Raw genomic sequence first — 24,125 nt, forward strand, 5'->3', positions numbered from 1 at the left:
TTTTTATTTAGGATTGAAAACCGAAAATGGGATAATCATTTCCTCTAAAGAAACCCCGCCGTGTTGATAGGTGTTTCTGTAATAGCTTACATAATGGTTATAGTTGTTAGGGTAGGCAAAAAATAAATCGTTTTTGGCAAAAATAAAAGAACTGCTCATATTTATGCTAGGAAGATGAAAATCTTTAGGTTTTTTTGCTGCTACCACTTCTTTATTTTCGTAGGTAAGGCTTTTTCCTGTTTTATAGCGTAAGTTTAAGCTTGTGTTTTTGTCGCCTATTACTTTAGAAGGGTTTTTTACATTAATGGTACCATGATCTGTTGTAATAATAAGCTTAAAGCCTAGCTGTTGCGCTTGCTGAATCATAGCAAGTAAAGGGGAGTTTTTAAACCAACTAAGGGTTAGCGATCTGTAAGACCGATCTGTAGATGCTAGCTCTTTAATTACTTCCATTTCTGTTTTTGCATGCGAGAGCATATCTACAAAGTTGTAAACAACTACCGAGAGGTCGTTTTCTTGTAGGTTTTTAAAATTATCTACTAGTTTTTTTCCGCCTTTTAGGCTAGTTATTTTATGATATGAAGTTTTATAGTCTATACCTAAACGTTTACATTGAGCGTTTAAAAAGGCTTCTTCGTTGAGGTTTTTTCCTCCTTCATCGGTGTCGTTTAGCCATAAATCGGGATGAAGTTTTTGCATGTCTGAAGGCATGAGTCCAGAAAAAAGGGCGTTTCTGGCATATTGTGTTGCTGTGGGTAAAATACTGTAATAGGTATCGCTTTTTTGTGTTTTATAGTGCTTGTTTATTATGGGTTCTAAAAGTTTATACTGGTCGTAGCGCAGGTTATCGATTACTACCAGCAGCGTGGGTTGTTTTTTAGAGATTTCGGGCAGAATTTTCTTTTTAAATAATGTATGCGACATTACAGGAGCTTCTGCAGAATCTTGACACCATTTAGGGTAATTTTTTTCTATAAATTTGCAAAACTGTACATTTGCTTCTGTTTTCTGGCTTTCTAGAATTTCTGCCATGCCTGTATCGTTGGTAGCTTCTAGTGCTAGTTCCCAGTATATTAATTTTTTATAAAGGTCTTCCCATTCCTCATACGAGTTTACCATACTCATATCCATTGCAATTTTTCTAAACTCTTGCTGGTAGTTGGCAGTAGTTTTTTCGGATACTAAGCGCGAGTGGTCTAAATTCTTTTTTAAGCTTAATAAAATCTGATTAGGATTTACAGGTTTAATAAGGTAATCGGCTATTTTTGCCCCAATAGCTTCTTCCATAATATACTCTTCTTCACTTTTTGTAATCATTATTACAGGAAGATTTGTATGTTTTTCTTTTATTTCATTAAGGGTTTCTAGCCCGGTAAGTCCAGGCATGTTTTCATCTAAAAGAATAATATCAAAATGCTGGTTATTAACCTCTTCTATAGCTTCTGTTCCACTTTGGCAAGTGCTTACTTGGTATCCTTTTTTTTCTAAAAATAAGATATGAGGCTTTAATAAATCTATTTCATCATCTACCCAAAGTACGTTTATTTTATTCATATATGTATATTTGCTGTGGAATTTAAAAATTTGTGTTTGAATTTACGAAACAAACTTAAAATATTAAACGATCCAATTTACGGATTTATTACAATTCCTAACGAACGGATTTTTGATATTATAGAACATAGATACTTTCAGCGTTTGCGGAGAATTTCGCAAATGGGGATGTCTTATTTAGTGTATCCAGGAGCGCACCACACACGTTTTCATCATGCTTTAGGTTGCATGCATTTAATGGGAAAAGCAATAGAAGTACTTCGTTTTAAAGGGGTTGAGATTTCTTTAGAAGAAGCAGAAGCATTGCAAATTGCAATTTTGCTGCATGATATTGGGCATGGTCCATTTTCTCATGCCATGGAACATAGCATTGTAAATGGTGTTAGCCATGAGTATTTATCGCTGTGTTTTATGGAGGAAATGAATGCTGAATTTAACCAAAGTTTAACGCTTGCGATTAAAATTTTTAAAGGAGAATATCATCGCAAGTTTTTTAAGCAACTCATAGCAAGTCAGCTAGATATAGATAGGTTAGATTATTTAAAGCGCGATAGTTTTTACACAGGAGTAGCCGAAGGTAATATAAATAGCGAACGCATTATTACCATGCTTAATGTAAAAAACGATGCATTGGTAGTTGAAGAGAAAGGTATTTACTCGATCGAAAAATTTTTGGTAGCCCGTAGGCTTATGTATTGGCAAGTATATTTGCATAAAACAAGTCTTGGGGCAGAGCAATTGCTCATCAGGGTTTTAAAAAGAGCCAAAGAACTTAGTCAAAAAGGTGTAAAATTGCCAGCAACTACAGCTTTAAGCTTTTTTCTTACCACTCCAGTTAACATCGAGAACTTTAATAATGTCCATTTAGAGAAATTTAGTAAATTAGATGACTATGACATTGTAGCCGCGATGAAAGAATGGGTTTCTTGTGATGATTTTGTATTGAGTAGTTTATGTAAAATGATTCTTAATAGGGATTTATTAAAAGTTAAACTCAAGAAAAAAAGTTTAGGAGACCATAAAGTGAAGCGTAAATTAACAGAAGTGATGCAGCAATATAACCTAACAGAAGAAGAAGCTAAATACTTTGTTTTTAAAGGGAAGGTTAGTAATTTGGCTTATAACCCAACTTCAGAATCTATACAAATTTTACATAAAAATCAAAAGATAACCGATGTGGTTAAAACATCAGATCAACTTAACCTTGAGGCACTATCTCAACCTGTGGTTAAATATTATATCTGTTATCCTAAATAAAAGATAAACAATTTTTTCTATTTTTGCAAGAATGAAATTTACAGCCCAACAAATAGCAGAGATTTTAGACGGTAGTGTTGAAGGAAATCCCGAAGCAGAAGTATTTACACTGTCTAAAATAGAAGAAGGAAAAGAAGGTTCTTTAACCTTTTTGGCTAATCCCAAATATACCTCATATATATACGCTACTCAAGCAAGCATATGTATTGTTAATAATAATTTTACACCAGAACAAGCAATTTCTACTACACTTATTAAAGTAGCCGATGCTTATGCTGCGTTCTCTAAACTCTTAGATTACTATAATCAGATAAAACTTCATAAAGAAGGGATAGAGCAACCAAGCTTTATCGACGAAACAGCAACTTACGGAGAAAATATATACTTAGGTGCTTTTGCATACATTGGTAAAAATGCAAAAATAGGCGATAATGTAAAAATTTACCCTAACGCTTATATAGGCGATAACGTTGTTATAGGCGATAATACTGTAATTTTTGCAGGTGTAAAAATATATTCTGAAACCCAAATAGGAAACCATTGTATCATTCATGCAGGAGCCGTTTTAGGAGCCGATGGCTTTGGCTTTAGTCCAGATGAAGAGGGAAGATACTCCAAAGTACCACAAATAGGTAATGTAGTTTTACACGATTATGTAGAAGTAGGAGCCAATGCCGCAATAGATAGAGCAACTTTAGGTTCTACCGTTATTAACGAAGGCGCTAAACTAGACAACCTTATACAAATTGCCCATAATGTAGAGGTTGGAGCACATACTGTTTTGGCAGCACAAGCAGGTGTAGCAGGATCTACAAAAATAGGGAAACATTGTATGATTGGAGGGCAAGCAGGTATAGCAGGGCATTTAAAAATAGGTGATAAAGTACGAGCGCAAGCACAAACAGGAATAGGAAGAAATATAGAAGATGATGTTGCCATACAAGGAAGTCCTGCAATAGGATATAACGAATTTAATAGAGCTTACGTTTATTTTAAAAAGTTTCCAGAACTAGTAGAAAGACTTGAACGTTTAGAAAAAAAGTTAGATAATCATGGCTGAAAAAAAAGCAAAACAGCGAACCATTCAAAATGAAGTTTCATTAACAGGAGTAGGACTTCATACCGGTAAAAATGTTACCATCACGTTTAAACCAGCTCCAGAAAATCAGGGTTATGTTTTTAAGCGAGTAGACTTAGAAGGGCAGCCTTCTATCCCTGCAGAAGCAGGTTATGTAACCGATACTCAACGAGGAACTACACTAGAAAAAAATGGGGTTGCAGTACACACTACCGAACATGTTTTGGCAGCCTGTGTAGGACTTGAAATTGATAACCTTTTGATGGAGCTTACCGAAAGTGAACCTCCTATTATGGATGGGTCGTCAAAGTTTTTTATCGAAGCATTAGAAAAAGCAGGAATACAAGAACAAGAAGCCGAACGGGAAGAGTATGTTGTAAAAGAAGTAATCTCTTATCAAGACCCAACATCGGGAAGCGAGATTATCCTTATGCCAGCCGATAACTACCAAGTAACCACAATGGTAGATTTTGAAACAAAAATTTTAGGAACACAAAATGCCTCTATAAAACATTTATCAGAGTTTAAAAAAGAAATCTCTAACGCAAGAACTTTTAGTTTCTTACACGAGTTAGAAATGCTTTTAGAACATGGTTTAATACGCGGAGGCGATCTAAATAATGCCATTGTTTATGTAGATAAAGAACTCTCGCAAGAAACCATGCAAAAACTTAAAGTGGCTTTTGATAAAGAGAGTATTTCGGTAAAACCAAATGGTATCCTAGATAACCTAACCCTGCATCACCCTAATGAAGCCGCCCGCCATAAACTATTAGATGTTATAGGAGATTTAGCACTTATAGGAACAAGAATAAAAGGAAAAGTAATAGCCAATAAGCCAGGACACAAGGTAAATACAGAGTTTGCCAAAAAAGTGGCCAAAATTATAAAGAACGAAAAACGTAACCAAGTACCAGAGGTAGATTTAACCGTTACACCTTTAATGGATATCAATCAAATAATGAAAATGTTGCCACATAGACCACCATTTTTATTGATCGATAAAATATTTGAGATTACAGATAAATATGTTGTGGGAAGTAAAAACGTAACCATGAATGAAGACTTCTTTAGAGGTCACTTTCCTGGAGCTCCCGTTATGCCAGGCGTTTTAATTGTAGAAGCCATGGCACAAACAGGAGGTATTTTTATACTCAATACTGTCCCCGACCCAGAAAATTACCTCACTTATTTTATGAAAATAGATAAAGTGAAGTTTAAACAAAAAGTAACTCCTGGAGACACCCTAATTTTTAAGTGTGATTTAATAACACCAATACGTCGCGGGATTTGCCACATGCAAGGTAGAGCGTTTGCCAACGGAAAACTTTGCGCAGAAGCAGAATTAATGGCACAAATTGTAAAATCTAAATAACCATAACATTATGAACCAGCCCTTAGCTTATGTTCATCCAGGAGCAAAAATTGCAAAAAATGTAGTAATAGAACCCTTTACAACAATACATAACAATGTTGTAATAGGAGAGGGAACATGGATAGGTTCTAATGTAACCATCATGGAAGGAGCACGAATAGGAAAAAATGTAAGTATTTTTCCAGGTGCTGTAATCTCGGCCGTTCCACAAGATAAGAAATTTGATGAAGAAGATACCCTCACCATCATTGGCGATAACACAACCATTAGAGAATGTGTAACCATTAATAGAGGGACTTCTGATAGAATGAAAACCGTAGTTGGTGAAAATTGCTGGATAATGGCCTACTGCCACATTGCCCATGATTGTGTAGTTGGTGATAATTGTATATTTTCCAATAACAGTACTTTAGCAGGGCACATCACGGTAGGAGATTATGTAGTGCTCGCAGGAATGGCCGCAGTACAACAATTTTGTAAAATAGGAAGCCATGCCTTCATTACAGGAGGTTCTCTGGTACGTAAAGATGTTCCTCCATTTGTAAAAGCAGCACGAGAGCCACTTTCTTATGTAGGAATTAACTCTATAGGTTTGAGAAGAAGAGGCTTCAGTACAGAGAAAATTAGAGAAATTCAGGATATATACAGAATTTTATATCAAAAAAATTATAATAACTCTCAAGCAGCAGCAATCATAGAAGCTGAAATGGAAGCAACTCCAGAACGAGATGATATACTTGAGTTTATTAAAAACTCACAACGAGGAATTATGAAAGGCTATTTTTCAAACTAAAAACAAATTATGGCAACAACTAGTGATATCAAAAAAGGATTATGTATTCGTTACAGTAACGATATTTATAAAGTAACAGAATTTCTACACGTGAAACCAGGAAAAGGACCTGCTTTTGTTCGTACAAAATTAAAAAGTGTAACCTCAGGAAAAGTAATCGAAAACACATTTTCTGCCGGACATAAAATAGAAGATGTACGCGTAGAAACCCAAAAATTTCAGTTTCTATACAATGATGGCGAATTCTATCATTTTATGAATACAGAAGATTATACCCAAATACGATTAACAGAAAGCAACCTAGATAGTCCAGGATTATTAAAAGAAGGCGAAGTAGTAACCGTACTTATAAACACAGAAGATAGCATGCCGCTTTCTGTAGAAATGCCTGCAAGTGTAGTGTTAGAAATAACACATACAGAACCTGGCGTAAAAGGAAACACTGCTACAAATGCAACAAAACCCGCAACAGTAGAAACCGGAGCAGAAATTATGGTGCCGTTATTTATTAATGAAGGCGATAAAATAAAAATAGATACAGAAACAGCATCCTATAAAGAACGTATAAAAGAATAATTGTTTAGATGAAGTTTCCACAACCCTATTCTCTACAACATATTGCAGAAATATTAGAGGTAACCTATGTAGGCGATAAGAATTTCCAAGTTTTAGGGATGAATGAAATTCATGTGGTTACCCTTGGCGATATTGTATTTGTCGACCATCCTAAGTATTATGATAAGGCCTTAAACTCCGCAGCAAGTGTAATTTTAATTAACAAAAAAGTAGACTGCCCCAAAGGGAAAGCCTTATTAATTTCAGACGATCCTTTTCGAGATTTTAATAAACTTACAGATTACTTTAAACCTTTTCGGCCTGTAGAACAACATAATATCATAATACCCAATACAGCAAGTATAGGCGAAGGAACTATTCTTCAGCCTAATGTTTTTATAGGCAATCATGTAAAAATAGGAAAGAATTGCATAATACATCCCAACGTAACAATTTACGATTATACATGTATAGGCGATAATGTAACCATTCACGCAGGAACTATTCTTGGGGCCGAAGCTTTCTATTATAAAAATAGAGGAGAAAAAGGTTTTGATAAACTTAAATCTGGCGGCAGAGTTGTTATCGAAAACAATGTAGATATAGGCGCGGCTTGCACCATAGATAGAGGTGTAAGCGGAGATACAACCATCAAAGAAGGAAGCAAAATAGATAATCAAGTCCATATAGGACACGATACAGTAGTAGGTAAAAAATGTTTAATAGCCTCACAATGCGGTATAGCAGGCTGCGTAGTTATAGAAGATGAAGTAACCCTATGGGGACAAGTAGGAATTAAAAGCGATGTAGTAATAGGAGAAAAAGCTGTTATTTTTGCACAATCTGGAGTAAGTAAATCTCTAGAAGGAGGGAAAAATTATTTTGGATCACCTGCAAACGAAGCCAAAAAAATGTTTCGAGAAGCAGCCATGATAAGACAAATTCCTGCACTTTTAAAAAAGCAGTAAAAATCTTTATATTTCATAGATAAAAAGTTAAATTTGCAAGTACAAATCAAGAAAAAATTATGAGCGTTTTAGTTAATAAGAATTCGAAAATTATAGTGCAAGGTTTTACCGGAAGCGAAGGAACCTTCCATGCAGAACAAATGATAGAATACGGTACTAACGTAGTTGGTGGGGTAACTCCAGGAAAAGGAGGGCAGAAACACCTAGACAAACCCGTATTTAATACGGTAGCCGATGCGGTAAAAGAAACCGCCGCAGATACCAGTATTATTTTTGTTCCGCCAGCTTTTGCTGCCGATGCTATTATGGAAGCTGCCGATGCAGGAATAAAAGTAATTATTACCATTACAGAAGGAATTCCAGTAGCTGATATGATTAAAGCTGCAGACTATATTCAAGATAAAGATTGCCGATTAATAGGGCCTAACTGTCCAGGAGTAATTACCCCAGAAGAAGCTAAAGTAGGTATCATGCCTGGTTTTGTTTTCAAAAAAGGAAAAGTAGGAATTGTATCTAAATCAGGTACCTTAACTTATGAGGCAGCAGACCAAGTTGTAAAACAAGGTTTAGGAATTACTACAGCCATTGGTATTGGAGGAGACCCAATAATAGGAACAACTACCAAAGAAGCTATCGAACTACTTATTAACGACGAAGAAACAGAATGTGTAGTAATGATAGGTGAAATAGGTGGTCAACTAGAAGCAGACGCCGCAAAATGGTACAAAGAAAGTGGCTCTAAAAAACCTATCGTTGGTTTTATTGCTGGAGAAACAGCTCCTGCAGGAAGAACAATGGGGCACGCAGGTGCTATTGTAGGTGGTAGTGAAGATACTGCACAAGCAAAAAAACAAATTATGAGAGACTCAGGAATTCATGTAGTAGATTCTCCTGCAGAAATAGGTAAAAAAGTAGCAGAAGTACTTTCGTAAACCTTTTATAATAAAAACAGGAGGCCATTAACAAATAGTTAATGGCTTTTTTTATGAAAAAAAATATAAACTTCTGAATAAAAGAAATTTATACTAAATTAGTGCCTTTATAAATAAATTTAAGTAAATATTATATGAACAAATTAAAACCCTTATTTCTATTTCTGTTCGCCACTACTTTTCTGTTTTTAGGAAGCTGTACGCAGGATAAGAAACCGCAAGAATCTACCAAGGTAGTAACCGAAAAACATACCGATAAAGCAGGATTTACATACGAAACTGTAAGTAACGACCCTACAGGGCTACGCCTGTATACACTAGAAAACGGACTAAAAGTTTACCTAAGCAAAAATACCGATGAGCCTAAAATACAAACTTTTGTAGCCGTTAGAGCAGGTTCTAATTATGATCCAAAAGAAGCTACCGGCTTAGCTCACTATTTAGAACACATGGTGTTTAAAGGAACAAGCGAAATAGGTACTATAGATTGGGGAAAAGAGAAAGAGTTTCTTAAACAAATATCAGATTTGTACGAAGCGCATAAAGCAGAAAATGACCCAGAGAAAAAGAAAGAAATATACCGAAAGATAGACGAAATCTCATTAGAAGCCTCTAATTATAGCGTAGCTAACGAGTACGATAAAATGGTACAATCTCTAGGAGCAACGGGAACTAATGCTCATACATGGTTTGAAGAAACGGTATACAAAAATAAAATTCCAGCAAATGAATTAAATAAATGGCTGAAACTAGAAAGCGATCGTTTTGGCGAACTTACACTACGCTTATTTCATACAGAATTAGAAGCCGTTTTTGAGGAATTTAACCGAGGGCAGGATAACGATTTCAGAAAAGTTTATGCAGCGATGCTAGATGGGCTATTTCCGCAACACCCATACGGCCAGCAAACAACTATAGGTACTGCCGAGCACCTGAAAAATCCTTCGATGGTTGCTATACATGAGTATTTTGATAAATATTACGTACCAAGCAACATGGCCGTTGTTTTGGTAGGGGATTTAGATTTTGATACGACCATTGCAGAAGTAAATAAAACTTTTGGAAAACTAGAAAGTAAAGAAGTAGTTCATCCAGAGCTTCCCAAAGAAACACCAATTACAAGCCCTATTGTAAAAGAAGTTTATGGGCCAACAGCCGAAAATATCAGCATTACATTCCGCTCTGGTGGGGTAAATACCGCAGACGAAAAGTTTGTTACACTGTGTGATATGATTTTAACTAACGGAACCGCTGGTTTAATCGATTTAAACCTGAACCAAAAACAATTGGTACAAAATGCAGGAAGCTCTCCTATGTTTTTAAACGATTATGGCTTTCATAACTTTAGTGGAACCCCAAAAGCAGGGCAAAGTTTAGATGAGGTAAAGGAACTTATTTTGGCACAAATAGAAAAGTTGAAAAAAGGAGAATTTGACCAATGGATGCTCGAGGCCGTTATTAACGATATGAAACTAAGCCAAACACGTCAATACGAGAATTCTTCAGCTTTAGCTTCAGCATATTACAATGCTTTTATCCATCATGAAGACTGGCAAGATAAAGTGAACTTTTTAGAAGAATTACGAAAAATTTCTAAAAAGGAGTTGGTGGAATTCGCTAATAATTTCTACAAGGATAATTATGTAGTAGTGTATAAACGCCAAGGAGAGGATAAAAATATTGTAAAAGTAGAAAACCCTGGAATAACTCCTGTAAATTTAAATCGTGACAAAAAATCGGAATACCTAGCCAATTTTACCGCAAAAGAGTCACCAGCTTTAGCACCACAATTTATAGATTATAAGAAAGCGATAAAAACTAAAAACTTAACTAATGGAGTAGAAGTTTCTTATGTTAATAATCCTAATAACGATTTATTTGAACTGAACTTTATTTTTGATATGGGCGATAAACATAACAAAGATTTAGGTTTAGCTGTTAACTATTCCGAATATTTAGGAACCGATAAATACACCGCAGAAGAACTTAAAAAAGAGTTTTATAAATTAGGGATAGAATACAAAGTAGGTACAGGAGAAGATAAAACCTATGTTTCTATTAGCGGACTGAAAGAAAACCTACCTAAAGGCTTAACTTTATTAGAGCATTTTTGGGATAATGTAACGCCAGACGGAGAAGCTTATGCAAAATATGTAGAGAGCATTCAAAAATCACGTCAAGATACAAAAACAAATAAAGGAGCAATACTTTGGTCTGGGTTAATGAATTACGGGCAATATGGCGAAAATTCTCCACTACGTAACATTTATAGCACAGAAGCTTTACAAGCAAAAAAGCCAGCAGATTTAGTAAACATACTTAAAAAGCTTAAAAACTATAAACAACGTATTTTTTATTACGGTAAAGATGTAGAAGCAGCAATTACTGCGTTAAACAAAGAGCATAAACTACCAGAGCAGTTACAAGAATATCCTGAAGCAAAAAACTATATCGAGTTAGAAACAGGCAATAAAGTCTATTTTGTTAATTACGATATGGTTCAGGCAGAAATGCTATTCTTAGCAAAAGGAGACCTATTTGATGCCGATAAAATGGCAGCATCTACTTTATTTAATGCATATTTTGGGCGTGGTTTATCATCTATTGTTTTTCAGGAAATTAGAGAGTCTAAATCTTTAGCATACTCCGCATTTTCAGCTTACGCTAATGCCTCAGAAAAAGAAAAACCAAACTATATTTATGCTTATATAGGCACACAAGCCAATAAAATGCCACAAGCCGTAGATGCTATGTTGGGCTTAATGAATGATATGCCAGAGGCAGAAGAACAATTTAATGCAGCAAAAGAGGCAGCCTTAAAGAAAATAGCCGCACAGCGTATTACAAAAAGCAATATTTTTTGGAGTTATGAACGCCTTAAAAAACAAGGTATAGAAAATGATAACCGAAAAGCGATTTACGAAGGTATCCAAGAAATGGAATTAAAGGATTTGCACAAGTTTTTTAATGAAAATATAAAAGGAGAAGAGTACACCATTATGGTAATAGGAAATGAAAAAGAGATAAACTTTAAAGCCTTAGAAAAATTAGGGACGATAGAAAAACTTAAAGTAGATTATCTATTTAACTTTAAATAAATAATCAGATTTCGATAAAAAGATAAAGAAGGTTTTATAGCAAACTTTCAAAAAGCTATAAAATCTTCTTTTTTATAAAAAATAGCACACTTTAAATTGTTGGATTTTTAGCATACAAAAGCTAAATTAGTATATTTGAAACCCAAACAGTATTAAATTTAAATTAATGAAACTTTTAGAAGGAAAAAACGCCATTATTACAGGAGGCAGTAGAGGTATTGGTAGAGGTATCGCAAGAGTATATGCAGAACAGGGTGCAAACGTGGCATTTACATACAGCTCTTCGGAAGCTGCAGCTAAAGAATTGGAAGAAGAACTTTCTAAGCTAGGCATAAAAGCAAAAGCATATAAAAGCAATGCCGCTAGCTATGAAGAAGCACAAGATTTAGTAGCTAACGTTTTAGAAGATTTCGACTCGATAGATATTCTTATCAACAACGCAGGAATAACTAAAGATAATTTATTAATGCGTATGAGCGAAGAAGATTTTGATGCCGTAATAGGGATTAACTTAAAATCTGTTTATAACATGGTTAAAGCTGTACAGCGAACAATGCTTAAACAACGCTCAGGAAGTATTATAAACATGAGTTCGGTAGTAGGAATTAAAGGAAACGCAGGACAAGCAAATTACGCCGCTTCTAAAGCAGGAATTATAGGTTTCTCTAAATCTGTAGCCTTAGAATTAGGCTCGAGAAATATCCGTTCTAACGTAGTTGCTCCAGGATTTATCGAAACCGAAATGACAGCAAAATTAGACGAAAAAACTGTAGATGGATGGCGCCAAGCAATTCCGTTAAAACGAGGCGGAACTCCTCAGGATATCGCTAATGCATGTGTGTTTTTAGGAAGTGATATGAGTAATTACATCACCGGGCAAGTATTACAAGTAGATGGAGGAATGTTAACCTAATAAACCTTGTGTTTATGAGTAACAGTACAATTTTGTTACTGGTTTTATTTGTTTTTTTATCACTTATAGTATCATTTTTTCAGTATTATAAAAAAGATAAACAAAAACGTATAAAGCACTGGATTTTATTCGGTGCTTTACGTTTTATTACATTTTTGTCACTATTATTACTATTATTGCCACTTAAATTTTCTAATTATTCTTACCATGTAGAAAAACCAACATTGGCAATAGCGGTAGATAATTCTTCTTCTATTAAAAATATAGGCAAGACAAAAGAAGTAACTAGTTTTTTTAACAAGTTGGTTGAAAACCCTAACCTACAAGAAAAATTTTCGGTAGAAGTTTTCTCTTTTGGAGAAACGGTAAAAAAACTTACCGATAGCCTGACGTTTTCTGATAAGCACACCGATATTGCACAAGTTTTTAACAGCTTTTCATCACTATATCAAGATGATAAAGTGGCAACCGTATTGCTTACAGACGGAAATGCCACTTATGGGAAAGACTACATAACTCAAGCTAAATTATATAAAAATAATATTTACCCTGTCATCTTGGGCGATACTATAAAACACCCAGATATACGTATAGATAGGGTGAATGTAAATAAATATGCATTTCTAGGAAATACATACCCAGTAGAAGTTCATTTATCTTATACAGGAAAACAGACGGTTGCTAAAAAACTTAGTTTTTATTTAGGAGAAAAACTAGTAGCCGCCCAAACCCTAAAGTTTAATAAGCAACACGCGGCAGAAATTGTAACTGTAATGCTTCAAGCAGATAAGGTTGGGATACATTCTTATAAAATAAAAATAGAAAATTTAGAAGGCGAGAAGAATATTTTGAATAACCAGCAAGAGTTTGCTATAGAGGTATTAGACCAGCAAACAAATATATTGTTATTAAGCAGTTTTTTACATCCAGATATTGGTGCGTTTAAAAAAGCAATTACTCATAATAAACAACGTAGATTTACGTTAAAAAAACCATCGGATGAGATTGATTTTTCAGCCTATCAACTGGTTATTTTATATCAACCAGACCAAACATTTAGCAAGGTTATTGAACGTATTAAGCAAGTAGGAATTAATTATTTGTTTATAGGAGGTACCAAAACCGATTATAATTTTTTTAATACACAGCAACAGCATTTTACTAAGCAAGTAAGCAACTCAATAGAAGAGTATTTACCTCAGAAATCAGCCCAATTTCAATTGTTTCAAATTCCGGCGTTAGGCGTAGAAGATTTCCCGCCTGTACAGGATGTTTTTGGAAGGCTAAGTTTTAATACCCCAACACAAACATTATTAGAAAAAACGGTTAATGGGTTTACAACAGAAGAGCCCTTGATAACTTTTGTTGAAGACACCAATAAACGCTACGGATATTTGTTTGGTGAAAATACATGGCAATGGAGAGCTTCCTCTTTTTTAAAGGAAGGTAATTTTGAAGTCTATGATGGTTTTGTAGAAAAAGTAGTCCAGTTTTTGGTGAGTAATACCAAAAAGGAACGCCTAAAATTAGATTATAAAACTTTTTATAAACAGGGAGAAGCAATTTACATTAGAGCATCTTATTTTGATAAAACCTATGCTTTTGATGAACGTAAAAAACTTCAGCTTAGGCTTAGCTCAAAATCAGGAGGTACTACTCAGCAGATTCCGTTATTGCTCAAACAACATTATTACGAGGCAGATTTAAGCAATAGTGCACCAGGCGATTATACTTTTAAAATAAGTGTGCTGGGTGAAAACATAGAAAAATTTGGCGCATTAAAAATTATTCCTTTCGATGTAGAACAGCAACATACCAGTGCAAACTTAACCGATTTAAAACGGGTAGGAGGAGAGTCTGGATTATATTTTTTAGATAAACCTAATGTGCTAATTGACTATTTGTTAAACACCTCAGAATATACTTCTATTCAGAAAGCAGAAAAATCAGAAAAACAACTCATCGATTGGAAGTTATTGTTAGGGATATTGGTATTGAGTTTGAGCTTAGAATGGTTTTTGCGTAAATACTACGGACTTATTTAATTTTTTATTCCTTCGGTATTTATTACAGGGTTTACAACCGCATTTTTACAGTTGATAAGCCTAACTCTTAAATATTCAGGATCTCCGTAATCACAGCCTTGGCGTTTTGTTTGAATTTTTGCAAGTATTATTTCTTCGTTTTCTAAGTTTTGGTATAAACGCTCTAACGGAAAATACATAATATTGTTTTCTACATGGCTTAATGTAAGTGCCGATTCTGGTATATCTTCTACTTCTAGAATACTTTTTATGGGTTGGTTATTTTCATCTACCAAAATATTTCCGTCAGTATCGGTAAAACTTCCTCCAAATTGGAGCACTTTTGCGAAGGAGACTTCATAAGTAGTACAGTGGTCAGGTTGTTTAATTTTAAGGTAATCGGCGGCACAAATCGCGGTTACTTCTTTAGGGTCTTTTTGTCCTTCAAAAAGCATCATTGGGCGCATTCTCACATCGTGAATTCTAAGTCCTTGTCCTAAATTTACGCTTACGGTATTAAATTGTTGAATTTCAATTTTATTAAAAGGAATAGTTACAGGTTTGGCAATTACCGCTTTTTTGTTGTTTTCAAAGTCTAATAGCCCAATATCTAAAACTCGAAACTCTTCCATATATTCTTCTCCAACTTTAGTATCATCTAGGTAATATACAACTTTAAAGTTTCCTAATTGTAAAAGACTTAGATTAAGAATATTGATGTTTGGGTACGAAATGGTAATTTGTACCTGGTCACCAGGACGTGCCGTTTGGCGTAAATGGGTTAGTAAAAATTGCTGGTTAAGCGCACCTACAACAGTATTGAAAATGGCATAACTTTCGTAATTATTATCTACTGCATAATAGGGATGTACTACAGATGATAACGATGTAGCGGCATTAATTACAGCGGTTTTATTACCCCAAGAGACATCTTCGGTAAACTCATTTAATAAAAAATTAGTATTTTCTATAATAACGGTATCACCATCAATAGTGGTTTGTTCATCAGGATAGAGTAAAGATGCTGGCGGGGTTACTCTTATTTCTTCTTCTATACAGGTGTTAGTGTTGGGGTCTATAGTGTAATCTTCTTCTATATAGGCATAGAAAACGGTAGCAATATCGGCAACACCTAGAAGTGATCCTAATTGAATACGTACGCCATTAAAGCCTACAGGGATTCCGTTTGACGAAGCAGGACTAAAGCTAAATTGAAAAACATTATCTCCTTTTAGCAGATCTAATACTCCTCCCTTTACTCCAAAGGTTTTACCTACGTTGCTTCCGTTGAATTCTGTAATATTCCCTGCTGTAACTCCTTCATCTGTTTGTCGGCCTACAACGGTAAGACCCCCAGCTACTTTTAGCCCAGAATATTGCTCTCCTAGTTTTATGGTTACTCGTTTTCCTTTTAACTCTTGCGGACTGTATAGGGTTCCGTTTTCTTTTGTAAAATATAAATCTATTCTTACCGTACCAATTCCTAAAATTACAACACCTCCATTTAGTGAAGCATAGTTTGCCCTATTGTTATTAACGGCATTTTGCTCGTTAGAAACCCAACTTAACAGAGGACTCGAACTCCAGCCGACAGCTTGGGTAGCATATATTTTCTTGGTACGTTTATTACAATCTGCCATATCATAAACAACTACTTGTATATATGTTGTGTTTGTACAACCTGAAACCGTGGCGGCTGTAGTAGTGGTAGCAATAACCGTTAAGGTATGCGTACCTTCGCTTAGGCTTATAGAGCTTCCTTGGGAAAGACTATTTCCTTCAGCATCAAATATTGCTATAGTTGCAGGCAAGCTGGTTGTAATTGTTGGTATGGTAAAGGTTTCACCTAAAGCAATGGCATACGCATTGATATCGTTTTGAAAAAGTATTTTATTTTCTTGTTGAACATTAACGCTTAGCGGAGCGGTGTATGCGTTATTACTAGGCGATAGAGTTGAATAAACATACCTTCTTATAAGCATGTTGTTGGTTATGTTTTCTAATGTTATGGGGTTAGGGTCGGTTTGAAGAAGTCCGTCTCCAAATTCATACGGATCTCCTTCTGCATTTTCATAATAAGACCAAGTTAGCCCATTATCGTAACTTATTTCATAATAATAGTTTGCTGTTTGGAGAAGTCCTAATCCACTTACGGCTTGGTCTTCATAAATGGTAATGCTTCCTCCGTGGCATATATCTATACTGGTTAGGCTATAATTTTCTGCGAATGAAATGCTGCCTGGGGTAATGGCAAAAGCCTTCTTTTCGGCTGTGTGTGTATTAGACTTTACAGCAAAAGAAATAAATAAAATTAGTAGTAAATGGGCAGTTCTTATCATTTTTAAATTAGTTTAATTTTAAAACGATGTTCATGAATGAGCCGTTTCTGATAATACTGTTTTCTTTTACTTTATAAGTTAGGATACCATTTTCGTCTAATGTTATTTGTTCAAAAACAGCGGTATCTGCATAGGTAACAAAATAGTCGTATTGTGTAGCTGTAGGAAGAACAAAAGAAGTTAACTCTGTATTGGTATTGCTTTTTGCAATAGGGGTAGAAAATTGATTGCTAAAAATAGTATATAAATTTACGGAGAAAACTTTGGTAACGCTATCGTAAATATAGTTGGTATTACTGATATTGATAATTCTGCTATCTAATTCGGAAGTAGGTAATACTATAGAGGGCATATAAAAAAAGCTAGGAGCAGTATTGCTTGGAATTAGTTTTATCCATTTGCCTTGGTCTATTCCGCCTACTATGTTTGCTTTCCAGTAATAGAAATCTTCACTGTTTATGTATTCTGCTTTACCTGTTTGTGTACCTGTAACACTATTGTCTATGTAAACCAAGGTAGAATTTTCAATGTCAGTCATAAACTGCGCCCTTTCTCTGTCTATCCTAGGTATTAATATTCCGTCAGTATGCGTGTTTTGCCCTGAAGGAGATTTAGCAACTACATCTAGTGTAGCTTTTGGCTCTATTATATTGATTCCTGTTTGGGCATAACTGTTTGATTCTAAAAAGAATATTGCAATTAGTAGAATCGATATACTTGTTTTTTTTAACATTTATTAATATAATAAAAGTGAATATTCTTATAAAATACAAAAATACTCGTTTTATGATTAACATAATGTTAAATGTGAATTTTTTAAAAAGAAAAACCCTCATTATGTGTATTTGTATAATGAGGGTTTTAAAATAGGATTATAAGTTTCTTTTAGGCTTCTATCGTTTTATTTAAAGTTTCACTAGCTCTCATTTCTTTGTAAACAAGTGTCTCATCTGGCTTATAATAACCGTCTATAGAAACTTTATGACCTTGTGCCTGAGTTAACTCTTCAATAATTTGAGCTTCATTTTCTTCCATGTATTTAGCAATAGGCATAAACTCTTCTTTAAGTTCGCTATTCTCATTTTGAGAAGCTAATGCTTGTGCCCAATACATTGCTAAATAGAAGTGGCTTCCGCGGTTATCTAGTTCATTTACTTTTCGTGAAGGCGATTTTTTGTTTTCAAGAAGCTTGTTTGTTGCTTCATCTAACGCTTCGGCTAATACCAATGCTTTAGGATTGTTATGGGTTTTTCCTAAATGCTCTAATGAAACAGCTAATGCTAAAAACTCACCAAGAGAATCCCAACGCAGGTGACCTTCTTCTAGGAATTGCTGAACGTGTTTTGGGGCAGAACCTCCTGCACCAGTTTCAAATAAGCCTCCGCCATTCATTAAAGGTACAATCGAGAGCATTTTTGCACTAGTACCTAATTCTAAAATAGGGAAAAGGTCAGTTAAGTAATCTCTTAAAACATTACCCGTTACAGAGATTGTATTTTCGCCTGCTTTTACACGTTTTAAGGTGTATTTTGTCGCTTCTATAGGAGATAAGATTTTAATATCTAATCCGTTAGTATCAAAATCTTTTAAATATTCATTTACTTTTTTAATGATTTCGGCATCGTGTGCTCTTTCTTGGTCTAACCAAAATATTGCTGGCCAACCAGTATCTTTTGCACGAGATATGGCAAGTTTAACCCAATCTTTAACAGGAGCGTCTTTAACTTGACACATTCTCCAGATATCTCCGGCTTCTACTGTATGGCTAAGGTAAACTTCTTTTGTTTCATGGTCTATCACATCAACTCTACCGTTTTTAGCGATTTCAAAAGTTTTGTCGTGAGAACCATATTCCTCTGCTTTTTGTGCCATTAGCCCAACATTAGGAACCGTTCCCATGGTGGTAGGATCAAAAGCTCCGTTTTCTTTACAGAATTCGATAGTAGCTTCATATAAACCTGCATAACTGCTGTCGGGAATTACAGCTTTTGTGTCCTGAGTTTCGTTGTTTTTATTCCACATTTGCCCAGATGTTCTTATCATGGCAGGCATAGATGCATCGATGATGATATCGCTAGGTACATGAAGGTTTGTGATGCCTTTGTCTGAGTTTACCATGGCAATATCTGGACTGTTTGCAAAAATAAGGTCAATCTCTTTTTCAGCCTCTTTGCGGGTAGCTTTTGGTAAATGTTTTATCGCTTCCAAAACATCTCCTAAACCGCTATTTGGATCTGCTCCAGCTTCTTTAAGTTCTTTCCCAAACTTATCAAATAAGCTTTTAAAGAAAACTTTTACCGCATGCCCAAATATAATAGGGTCAGAAACCTTCATCATTGTGGCTTTCATGTGTAAAGAGAAAAGTACATTTTTATCTTTAGCATCTTTAATTTGCTCTTCTAAGAATGTTAAAAGTGCTTTTTTACTCATTACAGTAGCATCGATAATTTCTTTAGCTTGAAGCTGAAGTTTTTCTTTAAGCATATGTGTATTTCCATCGGTATCGGTAAGAACGATATCTATGGCACAAGCTTTATTGGTAGTTATCGATTTTTCGTTTGCACGGAAATCTCCACTTGTCATAGTGGCTACATGGGTTTTAGAATCTTTTTTCCATTCGCCCATGCGGTGCGGATTGTTTTTTGCGTAATTTTTTACCGCTTTTGGGGCTCTACGGTCTGAGTTTCCTTCTCGTAGAACAGGGTTTACAGCGCTTCCCTTTACTTTATCGTATTTTGCTTTGATGAGTTTTTCATCATCTGTTTGTGGCTCGTCTGGGTAGTTAGGTAATTTATAACCTTTATTTTGCAGCTCTTCTATTGCTGTTTTTAATTGCGGAATAGAAGCGCTAATGTTAGGTAGTTTTATAATGTTGGCTTCTGGTTTTTTAACGAGTTCGCCAAGTTCTGCTAAAGCATCTGGTGTGCGTTGGTTTTCTGTTAGGTATTCAGGAAAAACAGCAAGAATACGCCCTGCTAAGGAAATATCTTTTGTTTCGATATTTATATCAGAAGAAGCAGTAAATGATTTTATAATAGGTAACAGCGAATGTGTTGCTAAGTATGGAGCTTCGTCGGTTTTAGTATAAATAATTTTTGCTTTTTCTGCCATGGGTATTTTAGTTTATAGAATTATTAATAGTTAAAATTATCTTGTTCTTGATAAGAAAAAAAGACAGAACAAAGATACATATTTTAACGATTAATTTTGGTTGTTTTGTTAAGGATAAATGGTATAAAAAAAGCTTCCGTTTATGGAAGCTTTTCGAAAAACGTACAAAGTATTATTTCATACGACGTTCTTTAATTCTTGCTTTTTTACCAGTAAGGTTTCTAAAGTAGAAGATACGTGCTCTACGTACTTTACCTCGTTTGTTTACTTCGATTTTTTGAAGTGCTGGTAAGTTGATAGGGAAAATACGCTCTACACCAACCGTACCACTCATTTTACGAATAGTAAAGGTTTGTAAAGATCCGCTACCTTTCTTTTGGATTACTACACCACGGTAAAACTGAGTACGGGTTTTAGCCCCTTCTTTAATCTCGTAATACACGGTGATAGTGTCTCCTGCAGAAAATTCTGGAAAATCTTTTTTGGTTACAAATTCGTCTTGTACAAATTTAATTAACGATTCCATAGTTATAAGTTATATAAGTGTAAGCAAATCAACATAGCACGATTTTCGTCAGAGGTTAATTTTGCGAGTGCAAATGTAATGTTTTTTTTTATTTATTCCTCAAAATCTCTTAAAAGATCGGGGCGTTTTTCTGCGGTTCGTTTATAGGCTTGTTCTTCTCGCCAAGTTTCTATTTTTGGTGTGTTACCACTGGTGAGTATCTCGGGTACTTCCCAACCTTTATAGTTTGCAGGCCTTGTGTAAATAGGAGGTGCTAATAAGTTGTCTTGGAAAGAATCGGTTAGGGCAGAGGTTTCGTTGCCTAAAACTCCAGGGAGAAGCCTAATAACGGCATCGCAAAGTACGGCTGCTCCTAGTTCGCCACCAGAGAGTACGTAATCGCCTATAGAAATTTCTCTGGTAATAAAGTGATCCCGAACACGTTGGTCTACCCCTTTATAGTGCCCACAAAGAATAATGATGTTTTTTCTTAAGGAAAGCTCGTTTGCTGTTTGCTGATTTAAGGTTTTTCCGTCTGGCGTCATGTAGATTATTTCATCGTAATGGCGTTCAGTTTTAAGTTTACTAATGCATTTATCTATAGGCTCGATCATCATAACCATACCTGCACCGCCTCCAAACTGATAGTCGTCTATTTGTTTATAGCTATCAGCAGTGTAATCACGTAGGTTGTGTAGGTGGATTTCTACTAATTTTTTTTCGATAGCACGTTTAAGAATAGAAGCATTAAAAGGGCTTTCGAGTATAGCTGGAACAACGCTAATGATATCTATGCGCATAGGAAAAGATTTATTTTTGAGATTTATTTTTCTCGTCTTGTAGCATTCTACCTAATTTTTGCTGTTTTTCTAACGCGTTTTTTCGATATTCTTCAAATTCTTCCTCGGTTTCTTGAAGTTTATGGCGCGCTTCTTTTGTAATGCTATTGCTTTTTTTATACTGGTAAATGAAGAATGCAAGGATAAGAATTAGAACAAAAACAAGTCCCCACATAATATTTTTGTAAACTGCTTTTTGTGTTGCAATTCCTAAAAAGACAATGTCATCTTTTTCTTGTGTTACATCGGTTAATTGCTTTTGGATATCGGCAAGTTTACCTTTTAGGCTTGTTATTTCCTTTTGCTGTTCTTGGATTGTAGCTTCGGAAGTATTTATTTTTTCGTTAAGATTGGCTATTTCTTTATTTGTATTTCTTTTAAGCTGATTTAGTTGCGATGTTTTTACAACTTTAAAATTTTTATAATTGTTAGAAGATTCCATTAGCTCAGTAAATTGAGAATCGATACTGTTTTTGGAAGCTTCTTCTGGTTGTTGTGCGTTAAGTATAAAAGAAATACTTAAAAATAAGAGTAATAAGGTGTTTTTAAACATTGTTGTGGGGTTGATGGTTATGGTGTGTGTTCAACAACGCCAATTTATAAGGCTTATTGTAAAGGTAGTGTAAAAAAAACTATAGATCGTAATGAATTGCTTTTTTTTGCTTAGTTCTGTCTATAGATGTTTTAATGCGTTTTAATGCATTGTTATCAATGGTAGAGAGTGCACTTTTTTTATAATATTCTATAGCAGTGTCAAATTTGTTTTGTTGCTCATACATAATGCCATATTCATTGTAAATGGTAGATTTTGTAATGCCAACTACATGGATAGCTTTATCGAGTAAATTTTTTAAATCTTCCCATTTTTCTAAGTTAGAAAGTAACATTGCAAAATTATAATATAAAGGAGGGTATTCTGGAGATTTTTCTAAACAGAGGGTGTAGAGTGTTTCTGCTTTCTCGTAAGCTCTAAATTTGGTATCATATAAGTAAGCTAAGTGGTTGTATGCTTTTCCGAAATTAGGGTCTATACTTATAATTTCTTCTAGGATAGATGAGGCATCTTCGTATCTGTTTTCTTTTATAGCGGTATTGGCATTATTTAGCATTTCCTCTAGCATTACGCTATTATCCATAATGATATGTTTTTATTTTAAAAAAGAAAGAAGAGCTTCCCGATAGGTTTTACTATCAGGAAGTCTCTTTGTAATTTAACTGTTTAACTATTAATAGTAGGTAAATCTGCGTACTTTAGCAATGTATTTAGCAAGACGTATTACTTGGTGACTATATCCATACTCGTTATCGTACCAGATGTAAAGTACAGCATTTTTTCCATCCTCGGTAACAATAGTGGCTTTACTATCAAATATAGAAGGAGCCGACGACCCGATAATGTCTGATGATACTAATTCGTTATCAATTGAGTACTTAATTTGCTCTACTAAATCGCTTTCTAACGCGTATTTTTTCATTAAATTGTTTAGTGCATTAAGCTCTGTTGCTTTTTCTAAGTTAAGGTTTAAAATAGCTAAAGAACCATTAGGAACAGGAACTCTAATAGCATTTGAGGTTAATTTACCTTCTAACCCAGGTAATGCTTTGGCAACTGCTTTTCCTGCACCTGTTTCTGTAATTACCATGTTTAATGCTGCTGCACGACCTCTGCGGTATTTTTTGTGCATATTATCCACCAAGTTTTGGTCGTTAGTATAGGCATGTATAGTTTCTAGGTGTCCGTTTTTCAACCCTAAATTATCTTCAATTACTTTTAAGATAGGAGTGATAGCATTGGTTGTACACGATGCTGCAGAAAAAATATCTATTGTGTCAGGATCATAATCTGTATGGTTTACGCCATGTACAATGTTAGGAACACCTTTTCCTGGAGCTGTTAATAATACTTTTTTAGCTCCTACAGATTTTAAATGTCTACTAAGGGCTTCTTCATCTCTAAAGGCTCCTGTGTTATCGATAATTAAAGCATCGTTGATACCGTATTGGGTATAATCGATATCTTCGGGTTGATTGGCAGAAATTAGGTGAACCGTGGTTCCGTTTATAATAAAGGCTTTTTTCTCTTCATCTATAGTAATAACACCAGAAAAATCACCATGTACAGAATCGCTAGCAAGTAAAGATGCGCGTTTTTCTAATACTGTTTTATCAATGTTGCCACGCACAACAATTGCACGTAAACGTAATTGGTTTCCTTTTCCTGCTTTAGTCATTAGTTCTCTGGCTAATAGCCTTCCTATACGTCCAAAACCGTATAATACAACATCTTTAGGGGTGATGTCTTCTACGTCTTTTGCCTCTGCTAATTTAGCCGATACAAATGCTGTTGCACTATTGTATTTATCTAATTCTAATTGATACTCGTAGGTTAATTTTCCTACATCTAATCGTGCAGGAGGTAGGTCTAGGGTTTTTATAGCTTTGGCAATTTCTACCGTATCGAAGATAGAGATTGGTTTTTCTACAAATTCTGCAGCATATTCGTGAAGGTTTAAAATTTCACTAACGCTTTTGTCTATAATTGAATTTCTGAAAATAACTAATTCGATGGCTTTATCGTACCATAAATCGTTAATTATTTTAATGAATTCTACCGTTGCTTTCCTGCGGTCTGCTTGAAATGCTAGCTCTTTTTCGTAATCTTGGTTGTTACTCATTTTACTAATGTTGTGTTACTATTTGGTTTTAAGTTGCTTTGCAAAAATAACTAAATATTGTATTTATAGAAGTAAGAAACAGAAATTCCTTATAAAACATATTTAAAGG

19 protein-coding genes are annotated in these 24,125 nt (G+C 34.7%); 10 read left to right on the forward strand and 9 right to left on the reverse strand.

The annotated features are described in order from the left end of the window. Positions 1 to 3: 3 nt before the first annotated feature. Positions 4 to 1,554, reverse strand: coding sequence for a T9SS response regulator signal transducer PorX (porX, locus tag GGR32_RS00125; RefSeq protein WP_183475416.1), 1,551 nt, complete (start codon positions 1,552 to 1,554; stop codon positions 4 to 6). Positions 1,555 to 1,590: 36 nt separating this feature from the next. On the opposite strand from porX, the gene GGR32_RS00130 reads away from it, so the two are divergent. The 10 genes from GGR32_RS00130 to GGR32_RS00175 all read left to right on the forward strand — a co-directional run bounded on the left by GGR32_RS00130 (position 1,591) and on the right by GGR32_RS00175 (position 14,568). Further along, positions 1,591 to 2,811, forward strand: coding sequence for an HD domain-containing protein (locus tag GGR32_RS00130; protein WP_183475417.1), 1,221 nt, complete (start codon positions 1,591 to 1,593; stop codon positions 2,809 to 2,811). Between the two features lie 31 nt (positions 2,812 to 2,842). Then, positions 2,843 to 3,871: a UDP-3-O-(3-hydroxymyristoyl)glucosamine N-acyltransferase gene (gene lpxD / locus GGR32_RS00135; RefSeq protein ID WP_183475418.1), complete on the forward strand. Its 1,029-nt coding sequence runs from the start codon at positions 2,843 to 2,845 to the stop codon at positions 3,869 to 3,871. After that, a complete protein-coding gene (locus GGR32_RS00140) occupies positions 3,864 to 5,264 on the forward strand; it encodes a bifunctional UDP-3-O-[3-hydroxymyristoyl] N-acetylglucosamine deacetylase/3-hydroxyacyl-ACP dehydratase (RefSeq protein ID WP_183475419.1) in 1,401 nt (466 codons plus the stop codon). Before lpxD ends, GGR32_RS00140 begins: the two co-directional genes overlap by 8 nt. Positions 5,265 to 5,274: 10 nt before the next feature. Further along, positions 5,275 to 6,057, forward strand: a complete 783-nt coding sequence (lpxA, locus tag GGR32_RS00145) for an acyl-ACP--UDP-N-acetylglucosamine O-acyltransferase (RefSeq protein WP_183475420.1) — start codon at positions 5,275 to 5,277, stop codon at positions 6,055 to 6,057. A 9-nt stretch (positions 6,058 to 6,066) separates the two neighbouring features. Continuing rightward, a complete protein-coding gene (gene efp, locus GGR32_RS00150; protein WP_183475421.1) occupies positions 6,067 to 6,633 on the forward strand; it encodes an elongation factor P in 567 nt (188 codons plus the stop codon). 8 nt (positions 6,634 to 6,641) lie between these two features. After that, positions 6,642 to 7,580 carry a UDP-3-O-(3-hydroxymyristoyl)glucosamine N-acyltransferase gene (locus GGR32_RS00155; protein WP_183475422.1) on the forward strand — a complete coding sequence of 313 codons (939 nt, stop codon included), beginning with the start codon at positions 6,642 to 6,644 and terminating at the stop codon, positions 7,578 to 7,580. Between the two features lie 59 nt (positions 7,581 to 7,639). Then, entirely contained in the window at positions 7,640 to 8,512 is an 873-nt protein-coding gene (gene sucD, locus GGR32_RS00160) for a succinate--CoA ligase subunit alpha (protein WP_183475423.1), read from the forward strand. 134 nt (positions 8,513 to 8,646) lie between these two features. After that, positions 8,647 to 11,610 (forward strand): M16 family metallopeptidase, encoded by a 2,964-nt coding sequence (locus GGR32_RS00165; protein ID WP_183475424.1) that lies wholly within the window; start codon positions 8,647 to 8,649, stop codon positions 11,608 to 11,610. A gap of 166 nt (positions 11,611 to 11,776) precedes the next feature. Continuing rightward, positions 11,777 to 12,523, forward strand: a complete 747-nt coding sequence (gene fabG / locus GGR32_RS00170; protein WP_183475425.1) for a 3-oxoacyl-[acyl-carrier-protein] reductase — start codon at positions 11,777 to 11,779, stop codon at positions 12,521 to 12,523. 14 nt (positions 12,524 to 12,537) lie between these two features. Continuing rightward, a complete protein-coding gene (locus GGR32_RS00175) occupies positions 12,538 to 14,568 on the forward strand; it encodes a VWA domain-containing protein (RefSeq protein WP_183475426.1) in 2,031 nt (676 codons plus the stop codon). On the opposite strand, the gene GGR32_RS00180 is transcribed toward GGR32_RS00175, so the two are convergent. From GGR32_RS00180 to GGR32_RS00215, 8 genes are all read right to left on the reverse strand, one after another. Next, positions 14,565 to 16,886, reverse strand: coding sequence for a hypothetical protein (locus GGR32_RS00180; RefSeq protein WP_183475427.1), 2,322 nt, complete (start codon positions 16,884 to 16,886; stop codon positions 14,565 to 14,567). The two genes, GGR32_RS00175 and GGR32_RS00180, sit on opposite strands and share 4 nt — an antisense overlap. 7 nt (positions 16,887 to 16,893) lie before the next feature. Next, positions 16,894 to 17,619, reverse strand: coding sequence for a hypothetical protein (locus GGR32_RS00185; RefSeq protein ID WP_183475428.1), 726 nt, complete (start codon positions 17,617 to 17,619; stop codon positions 16,894 to 16,896). Between the two features lie 152 nt (positions 17,620 to 17,771). Continuing rightward, a complete protein-coding gene (locus GGR32_RS00190) occupies positions 17,772 to 19,997 on the reverse strand; it encodes an NADP-dependent isocitrate dehydrogenase (RefSeq protein ID WP_183475429.1) in 2,226 nt (741 codons plus the stop codon). Between the two features lie 172 nt (positions 19,998 to 20,169). Continuing rightward, on the reverse strand, positions 20,170 to 20,523 hold the full coding sequence (rplS, locus tag GGR32_RS00195) for a 50S ribosomal protein L19 (protein WP_183475430.1): 354 nt from the start codon (positions 20,521 to 20,523) through the stop codon (positions 20,170 to 20,172). 92 nt (positions 20,524 to 20,615) lie between these two features. Beyond that, on the reverse strand, positions 20,616 to 21,302 hold the full coding sequence (gene trmD / locus GGR32_RS00200) for a tRNA (guanosine(37)-N1)-methyltransferase TrmD (RefSeq protein ID WP_183475431.1): 687 nt from the start codon (positions 21,300 to 21,302) through the stop codon (positions 20,616 to 20,618). A gap of 10 nt (positions 21,303 to 21,312) precedes the next feature. Beyond that, positions 21,313 to 21,894, reverse strand: coding sequence for a hypothetical protein (locus GGR32_RS00205; RefSeq protein WP_183475432.1), 582 nt, complete (start codon positions 21,892 to 21,894; stop codon positions 21,313 to 21,315). A gap of 79 nt (positions 21,895 to 21,973) precedes the next feature. Continuing rightward, positions 21,974 to 22,477 carry a tetratricopeptide repeat protein gene (locus tag GGR32_RS00210; RefSeq protein ID WP_183475433.1) on the reverse strand — a complete coding sequence of 168 codons (504 nt, stop codon included), beginning with the start codon at positions 22,475 to 22,477 and terminating at the stop codon, positions 21,974 to 21,976. Positions 22,478 to 22,567: 90 nt separating this feature from the next. After that, positions 22,568 to 24,016 (reverse strand): glyceraldehyde-3-phosphate dehydrogenase, encoded by a 1,449-nt coding sequence (locus GGR32_RS00215; protein WP_183475434.1) that lies wholly within the window; start codon positions 24,014 to 24,016, stop codon positions 22,568 to 22,570. Between the last annotated feature and the right edge of the window lie 109 nt (positions 24,017 to 24,125).

It is taken from the genome of Mesonia hippocampi, from assembly GCF_014197445.1.
Taxonomy (GTDB): Bacteria; Bacteroidota; Bacteroidia; order Flavobacteriales; family Flavobacteriaceae; genus Mesonia; species Mesonia hippocampi.

Excerpts from the sequence above, each read along its gene's own strand:
- GGR32_RS00165 (WP_183475424.1), top strand. The coding sequence starts at position 8,647 with ATGAACAAATTAAAACCCTTATTTCTATTTCTGTTCGCCACTACTTTT.
- GGR32_RS00180 (WP_183475427.1), bottom strand. The coding sequence starts at position 16,886 with ATGATAAGAACTGCCCATTTACTACTAATTTTATTTATTTCTTTTGCT.
- lpxA (WP_183475420.1), top strand. The coding sequence starts at position 5,275 with ATGAACCAGCCCTTAGCTTATGTTCATCCAGGAGCAAAAATTGCAAAA.
- rplS (WP_183475430.1), bottom strand. The coding sequence starts at position 20,523 with ATGGAATCGTTAATTAAATTTGTACAAGACGAATTTGTAACCAAAAAA.
- efp (WP_183475421.1), top strand. The coding sequence starts at position 6,067 with ATGGCAACAACTAGTGATATCAAAAAAGGATTATGTATTCGTTACAGT.
- sucD (WP_183475423.1), top strand. The coding sequence starts at position 7,640 with ATGAGCGTTTTAGTTAATAAGAATTCGAAAATTATAGTGCAAGGTTTT.
- GGR32_RS00210 (WP_183475433.1), bottom strand. The coding sequence starts at position 22,477 with ATGGATAATAGCGTAATGCTAGAGGAAATGCTAAATAATGCCAATACC.
- fabG (WP_183475425.1), top strand. The coding sequence starts at position 11,777 with ATGAAACTTTTAGAAGGAAAAAACGCCATTATTACAGGAGGCAGTAGA.
- lpxD (WP_183475418.1), top strand. The coding sequence starts at position 2,843 with ATGAAATTTACAGCCCAACAAATAGCAGAGATTTTAGACGGTAGTGTT.
- GGR32_RS00215 (WP_183475434.1), bottom strand. The coding sequence starts at position 24,016 with ATGAGTAACAACCAAGATTACGAAAAAGAGCTAGCATTTCAAGCAGAC.
- GGR32_RS00140 (WP_183475419.1), top strand. The coding sequence starts at position 3,864 with ATGGCTGAAAAAAAAGCAAAACAGCGAACCATTCAAAATGAAGTTTCA.
- GGR32_RS00190 (WP_183475429.1), bottom strand. The coding sequence starts at position 19,997 with ATGGCAGAAAAAGCAAAAATTATTTATACTAAAACCGACGAAGCTCCA.
- GGR32_RS00175 (WP_183475426.1), top strand. The coding sequence starts at position 12,538 with ATGAGTAACAGTACAATTTTGTTACTGGTTTTATTTGTTTTTTTATCA.
- trmD (WP_183475431.1), bottom strand. The coding sequence starts at position 21,302 with ATGCGCATAGATATCATTAGCGTTGTTCCAGCTATACTCGAAAGCCCT.
- GGR32_RS00155 (WP_183475422.1), top strand. The coding sequence starts at position 6,642 with ATGAAGTTTCCACAACCCTATTCTCTACAACATATTGCAGAAATATTA.
- GGR32_RS00205 (WP_183475432.1), bottom strand. The coding sequence starts at position 21,894 with ATGTTTAAAAACACCTTATTACTCTTATTTTTAAGTATTTCTTTTATA.
- GGR32_RS00185 (WP_183475428.1), bottom strand. The coding sequence starts at position 17,619 with ATGTTAAAAAAAACAAGTATATCGATTCTACTAATTGCAATATTCTTT.
- porX (WP_183475416.1), bottom strand. The coding sequence starts at position 1,554 with ATGAATAAAATAAACGTACTTTGGGTAGATGATGAAATAGATTTATTA.